The sequence below is a fragment of the Nereida sp. genome (assembly GCF_965655635.1).
In the GTDB taxonomy this organism is placed as follows: domain Bacteria; phylum Pseudomonadota; class Alphaproteobacteria; order Rhodobacterales; family Rhodobacteraceae; genus Nereida.
In genome coordinates, this window is the sequence record NZ_CBFHHE010000020.1 from 25,956 (window position 1) to 38,751 (window position 12,796).

Genomic DNA, 12,796 nt, shown 5'->3' on the forward strand with positions numbered 1-12,796 from the left:
CGCGATTACGGACAGGCCTTTCCAAATGTGGCGGGCTTCGACCTTGGGTCGGGCCGGTACGGTATTTTTTGGGACCTTACACCGCTGAGGACGCCCGCGCAGCGCTGCGCCAATTGCGCCGCGACAGGTTGGTGCCCCGCGACAGCTTTGTGCAATTTTCATCTCGCCTTCAGCGTCAGTTTTTCCCGATCGGCGCACAATTTTACGAGACTGCGCCCGCGGCTCCGGACGCCACCGCGCAGGTGAGGGAGCCAACCCCAACACAGGCACAAGCAGTAACGCCAACAGTTGAAACCGGTGAGCTTTCCCCAGTTCCACAGATATTTCCCCAGTTCCACAGATATACGTTCCTGATGAAACGCGCGCCGAGGCGCAAAGATCAGAACAGCTTTTATCACGGGACGACAAAAAAGAACTGCAACGCGCGTTAGCTTGGGCAGGTGTTTACGTAGCGGCTATTGACGGATCATACGGGCGCGGCACACGCAGTGCGATGCGCGCATGGCAAGCACAGCAAGGATTTGACGAGACCGGCATTTTGACCACTGGCGAGCGGGCCATTTTGCTTGAGCAATTCAATGCGGTTTTTGACGGGCTTGGTCTTGAGGTAGTGCGCGAAGCAAAAGCGGGCATCGAAATGCTGGTGCCTACGAATATTGTGAGCTTTGAGGCCTACGCGCCGCCTTTTGCCCGTTTCACAGCGTCGGGCGACATAGAGCAAGCCCAGCTTTTGATGATCTCGCAGGACGGGGCAGAAACTGAATTGCGCGGGCTTTACGACATCATGCAGACCCTCGAAATTGTTCCTTCTGAAGGCGCGCGGCAAATTCGTGATGACACCTTTGAAATGGAAGGCATCGGGGATGATTTCATCAGCTACACGTTTGCTGAAACGCAACGCGCCAAGATCAAAGGCTTCACGCTGATCTGGCCCGCCGGTGATGAGCCGCGCCGCGCGCGCGTTGTTCAACGTCTCAAGGACAGCTTCACACCAATCGAAGGAGTGTTGGACCCCACTTTGGGTGATCCCGCCGAGCAAGCGATTGATCTGGTCGCAGGTCTTGAAATACGCCAACCGCTGCGGACAGGATCAGGCTTTTTCATCAATGATCAAGGTACCGTGCTAACCCATGCCTCAAACGTCGCGGGATGCGGACGTATTTCATTAAATGATCGCTATACTGCAACATTGGCGAACCCAATCACTTCCAGCACCAGTGAGCTTGCCGTGCTCACACCCACTGAGCCGCTTGCCCCTGCATCCTATGCGCAGCTTACGGGCGAACCTATTCGGCTTGGCCAAAGCGTTGCCGTTGCGGGATACCCCTATGGCGGCGTTTTGCGCGCGGCGACACTGACGTTTGGAACACTGCGAGACCTGCGCGGATTGCAGGGTGAGGCCGACCTAAGCCGCCTGTCTATGCTGGCCGCGGGGGGGGATATAGGCGGGCCGGTTGTGGCAAACAACAACGCGGTGATCGGCATGCTGGCGCCTCGCCAAAGTCCAAGCACGCAAGACCTACCTGCGGATGTGCAGTTTGCCATCAACAGCAGCACTTTGCTTGATCTTGCAAAAGCGGCCGATGTCACGATTGCGGCCCCCAACAGCACAACGGGGCGCCTCTCGCCGGAGGAGTTGACGCTACAGGCCCGCGAATTTCCCGTTTTAGTGCAGTGTTGGGAATAATCAGTTGCGCCAGAACCGAAGGGTCAGCATGGCGTAGACCGCCATCAATTCAAGGCGTCCGATAACCATCGCCACAATCATGATCCATTTCGCGGCGGTGTTGATATCACCGTAATTTCCCGCAGGTCCAATTTCGTCACCCAAGCCAGGGCCAATATTGGCCAAAGTCGCGACTGCGCCAGAAACCGAGGTAGTGAAGTCCAAGCCGGTCAGCCCTAGCAACACGGCCACAACGCCCAAAGTTACGACAAACACCATGAAAAATGCCATGACTGAGTTGACCACGTCTTCCTCAATCGCACGGCCTTCGTAGCGAGGCGTGAAAATACCGTGGGGCGAGTGAATTACGTTGATTTGCGCACGTATCGAGGCAAACAACAGCTGAAACCGGAACACTTTGATCGAACAAGAGGTCGAGCCAGCACAGCCCCCGACAAGTCCGATAAAGAAGATCACCGCAATGGGAAAACTGCCCCACTGCATGTAATCCGCGCTGGAATAACCGGTGCCTGTCATGATCGACGTGACATTGAAAAGCGCCTTGCGCAACGCCTCTTCGGAAAAGCCCCCCTGTGACCAGAGCCACATCGTTACGGCCGCCACGCCAACAGCCAGAATGATCAAAAAGCCGCGGATTTGCGCATCCCGCAAAAGCGAAAGATTATCCCCTGAGATAAGCTGTACATAGCGCACGAACGGAAGGGCCGCAGCGATCATGAACACGACGGCTACATACTCGGCAGCGGCGGGAAGTGCGCTGAACGAGGCGTCATAATTCGAGTGCCCGCCCGTAGAAACCGTTGTCATCGCATGCATAAACGCATCCATTCCCGACAGCCCACACGCCAAATAAGCAATGATGGCAGCGGCTGTAATCGAGATGTAGATCACCGAAATTTTGCTCGAAATCTCTGTGGCGCGGGGTAGGATTTTTCCAAAAGTATCAAAAGACTCTGAGCGGAAAATCTGCATGCCCCCAACACGCAACTCAGGCAGAAAGACCATTGCCACAACAATAATCCCGATGCCTCCAAGCCACTGCAGCGAACCGCGCCAAATGTTGATCCCCACAGGCAGATCACCCAAGCCAGAAAAAACCGTGGCGCCCGTGGTTGTCAGCGCAGACATGGCCTCAAAAAACGCATCCGTGGGGCTTGCTTGGGTTGCGCCGAAATAGAACGGTAATGCCCCAAACAGCGGCAACGCCAGCCAAACAAAAGTAGTCAGAATGAATGTCTGCTGGATAGTGAGGCCGCGATGATCCGCATTAGCACAACTTTGTGCGATCAGCCCACCTGTGAAGACAGTGATGATCGCGCTTTCAAAAAACGCCATCCAATTGCGGTTACCAGCGTACAAATCCACTGCCATGGGAAGCAGCATTGCGCACCCCAAAGCGGCCATCAAAAGGCCAATAATATAACCAATAGGACGCAGATCTAACATGGTCAGAAGGGTTGGACCCTGCGCGATGGGGTGTCAAGGCAGCATGCATGACTAGGGTCGCAAGCGCACACCACGGCTTTGTTCTAGCCTACGTGAAACAGCGTGGCGAAGAGCTTGGGGTCGATGCTGTCTGACGCAAAGGTATCGCCTTCAAAAAGCACACTGACCGCATCGTGGCTGTGCAGGCTTTCTTGGTGACTCGCAATCACACGAAAGTCGCCGACGCGCGGATCTGCTTGCAATTGCTCACAAAAAAGCCGTACGGCGTCTTCAACAAAAATGGGGTTGGCCGCGTTAAGTTCAGCAAAAGCTTGTTCGTCTTCACGCTTGACCATGACTTGTGTCTCAGTTGGCACGGCACGGCGGGCCATTTCGATCAAATCCTCAAACCACAACACCTGCGCATCATTTTCAAGCGCCACAGAAATACGCGCGACCGAACGTTGGCTATGCGGCGTTGCCAATTGTCCACGGGTTTGGCGGGCATGCTCTGACAACTCGAGCGAACAAGGGCACGTTGAGGAATAGACGTAATCCAGGTGCACGATCTTTTTGCGCGCGCCCGCTTGTTCAACCAACTCAAGCGCGATGTCATAATATTGATAGCCAGACAGCCCCGACCGCAAAGAGGCAACTTTCATAGGGAACGAAAACCGCATCTGGATACGCGCGTCGAAGCTTTCCAAATCGGTTTTATACGCATCAAGAGTTCGGTCGATCACATCAAAGCTAAAAGTCTCATCAGCAGATTGATAGAACGTGCGCATAATACGCGACATGTTGATGCCTTTTTTCTCGGCATCAAGGCTGACGGTTCCCGTAACAGATGTCTCAAGGGTCAGATCGCCGTTATCACGGGTCCGAAACCGAATTGGCAGGCGGAAGTTACTAATGCCTACATGCTGAATTTGACGTTTTGCACCGCGAATAAGGGATGTGGGGCCGTTTTGGAGATCAGGCAATGCTGCTTTATAAGCCGCATCCGCATCAAACTCGGCCGGATACTGACGCGACAAGTCTGGATAATCGGCGGGGGCATCAACAGTCAAACGTGCAACAGCCGGGTCAAGATCGCTGCGTTCAACATCCGTGGCGCTATCGGCCCACCGCCGCAAAACAGCAAGGGCCGCTTCGGCTTCTTCTCGGGTAGGCTCACGATCCATATCGAGCGTGTGAAAGTTCATCTAAAGTCCCTCCCCTTGTTGGTTATCGGGCAACGCGAACCACTCAGACATAAGGGGCGTAGCACATATTACCAAACAATTACGTGACACAAACGGCTTTAGATCAGTTAAATGCGGAGTCTGACGCTTAAACTTGTGCCAACGCCTGTTCGAGATCAGCGATCAAATCGGGAGTATACTCAAGCCCGACCGAGATACGAACAAGCCCCTCCGTAATGCGCAATGCGTCTTTTTGCTCTTGGGGCAAACGCTGATGTGTCGTGAAAGCGGGTGGGGTGACGATTGATTTTGCATCGCCCAAGTTGTTTGAAATGGTAAAGACTTTAAGCGCATTCAACATCGCATAGCTGGCGTCTTTGCCGCCCCTCACATCAATGGCCAAAATTGTCCCGCCCGCACCAAGCTGTTTCATGCAAATATCGTGCTGAGGATGGCTGGGCAAACCAGGATAGATAACTCGCTCAAGCCGCGCATCGCCTTCCAGCACCTTAGCAATTTCCAAAGCACTCTGCGTTTGTGCGCGTACACGCAGGTCCATCGTCTCAAGCCCTTTAAGCAACGTCCACGCATTGAACGGCGACATCGCACCGCCTGTGTGCTTTAGATACGGCTCAAGTGTTTTGCGAATGTATTCGCGACTGCCCAAAACAACGCCCCCCAGAACACGACCCTGCCCGTCAATATGCTTGGTCGCTGAATAGACCACCACGTCTGCCCCTTGCGCCACAGCATCAGAGAACACAGGCGTAGAGAACACGTTGTCCACCACAACATAGGCGCCCACCGCGTGGGCCAGCTTGGACACCGCAGCAATGTCGATCACTTCCAGAGCGGGGTTTGAGACTGTCTCAAAGAAGGCCATTTTGGTATCCGGACGCAGGGCCTCTTTCCAAGCGTTCAGGTCAGTGCCGTCAATCAACGTGACCTCAACACCAAAGCGCGGCAAAATATCGTCGAGGATATAAAGACACGACCCAAACAACGCACGCGCGGCCACGATGTGATCGCCGGCTTTCAGACCGGCCATCACCGCACCGTTCACCGCAGCCATGCCGCTGGCGGTAGCAAAGGCATCTTCTGTGCCCTCAATCGCCGCGATGCGTTCTTCGAACATCCGCACAGTTGGGTTGCCATAGCGGGCATAGATAAACTCGTCCTCACCAAGCGAGACAAAGCGCGCCTCCGCGGCTTCGGCTGTGGGGTAGACAAACCCTTGAGTGAGAAACATCGCCTCTGAAAGCTCACCGTATTGGCTGCGGCGGGTGCCTGCGTGAACAGCAGCAGTGCGAGGATGTTTCTTTGTCATGTCATTTTCCTTCGGCGGGCCGTTGCCCAAATAAAAAACCCCACCGGTCAAGGGCGGGGTTGCAACGCTGGCACCTGACCCTCTTTAGCGGCATATTTAACGTGGCCCGCAATCCGGTAACAAATCGCCACAACACTATTCTATGCCAAGCCCGATTGAGCCGTCAAGCATGGCCCTTGCACAATACATCAAATCCGCCATTGTCTTGCTAAATTGTGATGACAGGAGCTTGCCCATGATTGATCTGTACTACTGGCCCACCCCCAACGGATGGAAAGTCAGCATCGCACTTGTGGAGATGGGCTTGCCGTTCAAACTTCATGAAATCAACATAGGCAAAGGCGATCAGTTCCAGCCTGCCTTTTTGCAAATTGCCCCCAACAACCGCATGCCCGCGATCACCGATCCTGATGGGCCAGACGGTGCGCCGATCTCTATTTTTGAAAGCGGTGCGATTTTGCAATATCTCGCGCGCAGGACTGGCAAGTTCGGCGGCCCCACCGAGCGAGATCGCATCGCAGTAGATCAATGGCTGATGTGGCAAATGGGGGGCTTAGGCCCCATGGCTGGGCAGGCGCATCACTTCCTCAAATACGCACCGGCGATGGATCCGCCCCAAGATATTCCGTACGCCAAAGATCGCTACCGCGCAGAAACTGCGCGGCTTTACGGGGTGCTGGACAGGCAGTTGGCAAAGCACGAATTTGTGGCAGGGGATTTTTATTCAATCGCCGATATGTCGATTTGGGGTTGGGCGTCTTTGTGGGAAGGCCAGCAACAAGCGCTGGATGATAAGCCGAACTTACGTCGTTGGCTCGAAACCGTCAGCGCACGTCCTGCTGTTATTGAGGGACGCGCGCTGCTTGCTGAAAAGCGTGGCGACCATTCCAGCAAGGACGCACAAAAAGCGCTGTTTAAAACGAAGTAGGCCGCCGCGGTCACAGAATATGGGCGCGCCACTCAGTCCGCTTGATCTGGCTCGTCCATATACTTTTGCAGTGCGATAATCTGCACCCACAGAAACGCAAACAGCGCAATCGGAAACCCGAATGTCTCGATCTTGACCCAAGCGTCCGTGGACATGGTCCGCCAAACAACTTCGTTCGCAACTGCCAAAAGCACAAAAGCCGCTGTCAGCCGCTTGGTCAAAATCATCCAGCCCTCTTGGCGCATTGGCATCGCGTCGCCCAACACATAAGCCAGCAGACTACGCCCGCGCAAAAGCCCGCCGCCCAGAAGTACTGCAAAAACACCGTAAACAATGGTCGTCTTCATCTTGAAGAAGGTCTCATTGTTGAACCACGCGGTCAGGCCACCGAAGAAAATGACCATGAAGGCAGTGAAGACCTGCATCTTGCTCAACTCACCTGTCAGCACCCAAAGCGCACCCATCGCTGCCAGCAGGATTGGAATGAAAATCACTGCAGAGACGATAAAGCCGGAGTATTCAGTACCCGCAAACGTAAAGCTGTCGTCTTTGATGCGAAGATAGATCAGGAAAAACGCGATTGTCGGCCCCAACTCAAGCACCTGTTTCACGATTGGATTGATTGGTTTTCCGGCCATTTGTTAGCCTCCCATTTCCACAATAACTGCACCAAGCGCGATCAGCGCCATCAAGCCTATCCGTCTTGGACCGACTGTTTCTTTCAAAAATATCCAGCCAATGAAAGCCGCAAAAACCGCCGATGTTTCGCGCAACACAGCCGCCTCGCCTACTTTATCAAGGCGCGTGGCCAACATCACCGCCCCAAACGAGCCGTAGGCAATAAATGCCCCCATCACCGAGCGCCCCATCAAGCCGCGCACGTCAGGCCAATCCCCTTTACGGTAGCGCCACAGCATCAGAAGCGGAAAATCAATTGATGTGAGCAAGAAAAACCAAGCGATAAACGTAAACGGATCAGGCAATGCGCGGATCGCGTAGGCGTCATAAGTTGTATAGATCGCTACAAAAAGCCCCGTGCAGACTGCAAACCACAAAGCGGGGATGAGCGTATCACGGCCACTATCGAGCCGGAAAAAGTTATACGCAGCCAGTCCAAAAATACCCGCCACAAGTGTGAAGACACCCAACCACTGGACGATCGTGAAGACCTCGCCAAAGATCAAATAAGCACCGATTACAGTAAATAGCGGCCCCGTGCCGCGCATCACAGGGTAGACAACCGTGTAGGCGCCGAGTGTGTAGGCCATGGCAATCAGCACTTTATAAATCAGGTGGATCACTACTGCACCGGCCATCAACCACCACGCATTGCCTTCTGGCCACGGCACCAAAAACAACGCGACCGGCAGCGAGATTACGACCAAACAGGCATCAATCGAGGCACGCGACAGCCACGGATCAAACCGGCCTTTTTGCAGCGCTCCAAAAACAGCGTGCAAGAACGCCGCAGACAGCGCCAGAACAAGCGCAAGTTGATGCCCCGCTTCCGTTCCCTCCAGCGAGACCAACCATTCACTCATATTTATTTTTCGCTTCTAAACATCCGCACCGGTCAAAGCCGCCGCAAATTCTTCGGGGTCAAACGGGGATAAATCGTCAATCTGTTCGCCAACGCCAATTGCATGAATGGGCAAGCCAAACTTATCTGCAAGCGCGACCAAAACACCACCCTTTGCAGTACCGTCCAGTTTGGTCATCACAAGGCCCGATACGTCAGCCAGTTTTTGGAAAATCTCTACTTGGTTCACCGCATTTTGCCCCGTGGTCGCATCAAGCACGAGCACCGTGTTATGAGGTGCATCAGGGTCTTTCTTACGAATAACACGCACGATCTTTGACAGCTCTTCCATCAAATCAGCACGGTTTTGCAAACGACCAGCAGTATCAATCATCAACAAATCAGCACCATCGGCCTCGGCTTTGGTCATTGCGTCAAACGCAAGCGACGCCGGATCAGACCCTTCGGGTGCGGTCAAAACCGGCACATCGGCCCGTTCACCCCAGACTTGCAATTGCTCGACGGCGGCGGCGCGAAAGGTATCACCGGCGGCGATGACCACTTTCTTACCTGCATTTTTGAACTGAAGCGCCAGCTTGCCGATCGTCGTGGTTTTGCCAGACCCGTTTACGCCGACGACCAGAACCACTTGGGGCTTTTTGGCATAAAGCGGCATAGGTTTGGCGACAGATTCCATGATCCGCGCCACTTCAGTGGCAAGCAGCGACTTGATCTCTGCGGTTGACAGACGCTTGCCAATGCGGCCTTCGGCCATGTTTGCGGTGACGCGCAGAGCCGTATCAACCCCCATATCTGAGGCGATCAACAACTCCTCAAGCTGTTCGAGCATATCGTCGTCGAGCACACGTTTGCGGGCGGCAGTTGGCTTTGCGCTTCGGCCAAAGACGCGGCCCAAAAAGCTGGGCTTTTCTTGTGGGGCAGCAGGTATGTCGGCCTTAAGCGCCACAACAGGCTCAGGCTCAGGCTCAGGCTCAGGCTCAGGCTCAGGCTCAGGCTCAGGCTCAGGCTCAGGCTCAGGCTCAGGCTCAGGCTCAGGCTCAGGCTCAGGAATTTCGATTTTGATAGCTACGTCAACAGGCTCGTTGACCAGCCCCGCCTCATCTGGCGCAACTTCATCCGGCGAAGATTGCTCAGACCCTGCCTGTTCTGGTTCATTAGGCAGTTCCGATCCAGGAGCGTCGCGGACTTGAACTTTAGCCTCTACCTCTGCTGCAACGGCCACTTCGGACTGCGGTTCTTCTTCAACCGTACCACCATCCTCGACAATCGCGTCCAACCCCTCCTCAAGTTTGGAGGAAGACTTAAAAAGCTTGGATTTCAGCTTGTTGAAAAAAGACAAATCGGCTCTCCGAAAGGGTTTCACTCAGTGATCTAACCCTTTGGCAGCGCTTTTGAAAGACACCCGTCGCACCGCAAGGGCCAGCCGCGCGATAATTTTGCGCACTGGCCCAACAGAAGTACTCAGATTTCGTCTTTGAAGTGTTCCATCACCAATTTGATGGGGTTTGGCGCCGCCTGCCCCAGACCGCAAATTGAGGCATCCACCATTGCCGTGCTCAACTCGGTCAGAAGCCCCTGATCCCACGTATCAGCCTGCATCAGCTTCACAGCTTTTTCGCAGCCCACGCGGCACGGTGTGCATTGACCGCAGGATTCATCTTCAAAAAAGCGCAGCATATTCAACGCCGCATCACGGGCACGATCTTGATCTGACAACACCACTACCGCCGCAGATCCAATGAAGGTGCCAAGCGGCTGCAACGTATCAAAATCAAGCGGCACATCGTGAATTGAAGCAGGCAACAACCCAGAAGACGGCCCGCCCGGTTGATAAGCTTTGAAAACGTGCCCGTCGGCCATGCCGCCAGCCGCTTCAATGATATCGGTGATAGTCGACCCAGCGGGCAGCAAATAAACACCTGCGTTCTTCACACGCCCCGACACAGAATAACTGCGCAACCCTTTGCGGCCATTCTTTTCAACACTGCTCAAAATCTCAGGGCCTTCACGACAGATGCGCGCGACCCAGTGCAGTGTTTCGACGTTATGGACCAGCGTAGGTTGGCCAAAAATACCTACCTGAGCTACAAAAGGAGGCCGATGCCGCGGCATGCCGCGTTTGCCTTCGATACTTTCAATCATCGCGGATTCTTCACCGCAGATATACGCGCCCGCACCGCGGCGCAGATCGATGTAGCCGGCATCAACAATACCCGCATCCTCAAGTGCCGTAATTTCACGGCGCAATATTTCGAGCACTGCAGGATACTCGTCACGCATGTAAATAAACGCCTTCTCGGCCTCAACAGCCCAAGCCGCGATCAACATGCCCTCAAGGAAAAGATGCGGTGTACGCTCAAGGTAATAGCGGTCTTTGAACGTACCGGGTTCGCCCTCATCACCATTTACAGCCAAGTAACGCGGCCCGGCGTTTGCCCGCACAAAACCCCATTTTTTTCCCGACGGGAAACCAGCACCACCCAAGCCGCGCAAACCCGAAGATAGCACTTTTTCCTGTACAGCCTCCCAATCGCCACTTTGATGCAATGATGTCAGGCTATCGTAACCACCGGCGGCACGATAGGCATCCAATGTCTCATAATCAGGCATGTGGGCGTGTGTATCGCCTGCAGCAATTGCCACTTCGACTTTGGCCAAATCAGCCTCGTCAATATGATTGTGGCCCAGCTCAAGCACCGGTGCCGTATCACACCGCCCCATGCATGGCGCGCGCACCACGCGAACTTCATCGACGTTCAACCCTTTCTCCAATGCATCTTGCAGCGCTTGGGCGCCTGCAAGCTCGCACGAAAGGCTGTCGCACACCCGAATGGTCAACGCAGGCGGCGGTGTCTCCCCTTCTTTAACAACATCAAAGTGGGCATAAAACGTCGCCACCTCATAAACCTCGGCCATGGACAAGCGCATCTCCTCTGCCAAGGCCCGCAGGTGCGCCGCGGACAAGCAGCCAAATTTATCTTGGATCAGGTGCAAATGCTCGATCAACAGATCGCGGTCGCGGGATTTCCCCTCGAGCAGGCTTTGCACTTCGCCCCATGCAGCATCATCAAGCTGACGGCCTTTAGTGTGGCGGCGGCCCTTGCCTTTGCCCGATTTCCAAACGCCTTTGCCCGCGTCCATGTCCTTGCTGTCCAATGCCATTTTGCGCATCCCCCGAAAAATCTATTATCTTGTAGCCCCGTTCACAAACTTCGGTCAGGGGCAAAAGCGACATTTGGCATGGCCAAGCGGACGCGGAGTGTCTCAAAGCAACAGCCAACACCGCCAGCGCACCCCCCACAACAACACGCAAACCTAAAGCAGTGTGCCTTGTTCAGGCGGGGTATCATCTTTTTTGATCCGTTTTTTGGGCGCGGTAGATGGCTTTTTTACAGCCACTTCAACATCCCGCGATCCCGTGGCGGACCCCAGTGAAATGCGGCCATCTTTGAACTGGATTTCCAAGGCGTCAGAAGCGCGCGCATCGCCCACCTGCGTAATGACCGTACCTGAGCTGCGCACCACAGCAAAGCCGCGTTCCAATGTGGCCTCATACCCTAACGTTTTGCGCAATCTTTCAAGCCCATCAAGCGTCGCACGTGCAGTTGTGATGCGTTGCGTGGCCCCACCGCTCATCTTGATGCCAAGCATCCAAGCGCGTTCGCGCTGGCGCGTAATTTCACTTGCAACCACCGCAGGGCGCAAACGCGCGCTAACGCCTGCCAATGCCTCGCGACGGCGTTCCGTTTTGCGCGTCAATGCAGGCACCAATTGCCGTGCGCGATCATCCGTACGCCTGCGTGCTTCGGCGATCCGCGCGCTCAGCACTGTTGGGCGCACGCCACCAGCAACATCAGCCAGAGCAACCCTTTTGGTACTAACAAACCGGTTCAGCGCGCCATCCAATCTGTCAGAGGCCGCATCCAAACGTTGGCGCTGGTCTTCGGTCAACCGCTCGGGCCGCGGCAGGCCACGGGCCAGATCATGCAAGCGGTCCGCACGACGCGTCATCCCGTTTGCAAGGCCGCGCGACAAACGCCCACCGCATTCGTTTACAAAGGCCAGCATATCAAGGCGTACTGGCACCGCCATTTCCGCCGCCGCCGTTGGCGTGGGCGCGCGCCTGTCCGAGACATAATCGATTAATGTTGTGTCGGTTTCGTGCCCCACCGCAGAGATGAGCGGAATATCACTGGCCGCAGCCGCGCGCGCCACATTTTCCTCATTAAAGCCCCACAGGTCCTCAATGCTGCCACCACCACGTGCGACAATCAAAACGTCGGGCCGCAGAAGTGCGCCGCCGGGCGTCATGGCGTTGAACCCCTCGATCGCGCGGGTCACTTCGGCGGCACAATTCGCACCCTGAACCGCAACAGGCCAGACCAGCACTTTACGTGGGAACCGGTCACGTAACCTGTGCAGAATGTCACGGATGACAGCACCAGTTGGCGACGTCACGACCCCGATAACATCTGGCAAAAATGGAATATCGCTTTTGCGCGCGGGATCAAAAAGCCCTTCAGCAGCCAGCTTGGTCTTGCGCTTTTCCAGCATGGCCATCAACGCACCAACACCCGCGACGCTGACGTCTTGAACGTTCATCTGATACTTTGACTGGTTCGGAAATGTCGTCAGCCGGCCTGTGGCCACAATTTCCATACCCTCTTCGGGGATCACGTTCAGGCGCGCGACTTGCGCTTTCCAA

General features: G+C 55.1%; 11 protein-coding genes and 1 riboswitch. Of the genes, 3 read left to right on the top strand and 8 right to left on the bottom strand.

Annotated elements, in window-relative coordinates; translation table 11 throughout:
* The first annotated feature begins 68 nt into the window (after positions 1-68).
* Both ACTF5M_RS07660 and ACTF5M_RS07665 read left to right on the top strand, forming a co-directional pair.
* On the top strand, positions 69-431 hold the full coding sequence (locus tag ACTF5M_RS07660; RefSeq protein ID WP_438960444.1) for a hypothetical protein: 363 nt from the start codon (positions 69-71) through the stop codon (positions 429-431).
* A 62-nt stretch (positions 432-493) separates the two neighbouring features.
* Entirely contained in the window at positions 494-1,687 is a 1,194-nt protein-coding gene (locus ACTF5M_RS07665) for a S1 family peptidase (protein ID WP_438960445.1), read from the top strand.
* On the opposite strand, the gene ACTF5M_RS07670 is transcribed toward ACTF5M_RS07665, so the two are convergent.
* The 3 genes from ACTF5M_RS07670 to metZ form a co-directional block, all read right to left on the bottom strand.
* Positions 1,688-3,133: a TrkH family potassium uptake protein gene (locus ACTF5M_RS07670; protein WP_438960446.1), complete on the bottom strand. Its 1,446-nt coding sequence runs from the start codon at positions 3,131-3,133 to the stop codon at positions 1,688-1,690.
* A gap of 83 nt (positions 3,134-3,216) precedes the next feature.
* The gene (gene folE2, locus ACTF5M_RS07675) at positions 3,217-4,317 is read right to left on the bottom strand and encodes a GTP cyclohydrolase FolE2 (RefSeq protein ID WP_438960447.1); all 1,101 of its coding nucleotides are present in this window, start codon (positions 4,315-4,317) and stop codon (positions 3,217-3,219) included.
* 127 nt (positions 4,318-4,444) lie between these two features.
* Positions 4,445-5,623: an O-succinylhomoserine sulfhydrylase gene (gene metZ, locus ACTF5M_RS07680; RefSeq protein WP_438960448.1), complete on the bottom strand. Its 1,179-nt coding sequence runs from the start codon at positions 5,621-5,623 to the stop codon at positions 4,445-4,447.
* A gap of 63 nt (positions 5,624-5,686) precedes the next feature.
* A riboswitch (SAM riboswitch) is annotated at positions 5,687-5,764 on the bottom strand.
* A gap of 94 nt (positions 5,765-5,858) precedes the next feature.
* Here metZ and ACTF5M_RS07685 point away from each other — a divergent pair.
* Positions 5,859-6,551, top strand: a complete 693-nt coding sequence (locus tag ACTF5M_RS07685) for a glutathione S-transferase N-terminal domain-containing protein (protein WP_438960449.1) — start codon at positions 5,859-5,861, stop codon at positions 6,549-6,551.
* 32 nt (positions 6,552-6,583) lie between these two features.
* On the opposite strand, the gene ACTF5M_RS07690 is transcribed toward ACTF5M_RS07685, so the two are convergent.
* From ACTF5M_RS07690 to xseA, 5 genes are all read right to left on the bottom strand, one after another.
* Positions 6,584-7,189 carry an inner membrane-spanning protein YciB gene (locus ACTF5M_RS07690; RefSeq protein ID WP_438960450.1) on the bottom strand — a complete coding sequence of 202 codons (606 nt, stop codon included), beginning with the start codon at positions 7,187-7,189 and terminating at the stop codon, positions 6,584-6,586.
* A 3-nt stretch (positions 7,190-7,192) separates the two neighbouring features.
* Complete coding sequence (locus ACTF5M_RS07695) at positions 7,193-8,092, bottom strand: EamA family transporter (RefSeq protein WP_438960451.1); 900 nt, start codon at positions 8,090-8,092, stop codon at positions 7,193-7,195.
* A gap of 15 nt (positions 8,093-8,107) precedes the next feature.
* Entirely contained in the window at positions 8,108-9,430 is a 1,323-nt protein-coding gene (ftsY, locus tag ACTF5M_RS07700; protein WP_438960452.1) for a signal recognition particle-docking protein FtsY, read from the bottom strand.
* Between the two features lie 122 nt (positions 9,431-9,552).
* Complete coding sequence (locus ACTF5M_RS07705; protein ID WP_438960453.1) at positions 9,553-11,253, bottom strand: NAD(P)H-dependent oxidoreductase subunit E; 1,701 nt, start codon at positions 11,251-11,253, stop codon at positions 9,553-9,555.
* 153 nt (positions 11,254-11,406) lie between these two features.
* A partial coding sequence (gene xseA / locus ACTF5M_RS07710; protein ID WP_438960454.1) for an exodeoxyribonuclease VII large subunit occupies positions 11,407-12,796 on the bottom strand: 1,390 nt, incomplete at its 5' end.